The 289-nt window shown below is 67.1% G+C and carries 1 protein-coding gene; it reads left to right on the plus strand.

Annotated elements, in window-relative coordinates; genetic code table 11:
* Nucleotides 1-289 (plus strand): aldehyde dehydrogenase family protein (locus tag M2D63_RS25680; RefSeq protein WP_285865881.1); only part of this gene is annotated, 289 nt, incomplete at both ends.

A 289-nucleotide genomic window follows, 5' to 3' on the forward strand; every position in this document is an offset into this window, starting at 1 on the left:
GTGATCACGGCCGAACTGGGCATGCCGGTGCAGTGGTGCCAGGCGGTGCTCGTCGAGGGCCCGATCGTCGGACTTGAGCAGTACATCGAACTGGCCGGGCTGATGGAAGAGGTGCGCGAGGTCGGCAACTCCCTGGTGTACCGCGAGGCGGTGGGCGTCTGTGCCTTCATCAACCCCTCGAACTACCCGCTGCACCAGTTGATCGGCAAGCTGGCCCCGGCGCTGGCCGCAGGGAGCACGGTGGTGGTCAAGCCGAGCCAGGAAACCCCGCTGCACGCCTTCCTGCTGG

It is taken from the genome of Pseudomonas sp. BJa5, assembly GCF_030272875.2.
Classification (GTDB): Bacteria; Pseudomonadota; Gammaproteobacteria; order Pseudomonadales; family Pseudomonadaceae; genus Aquipseudomonas.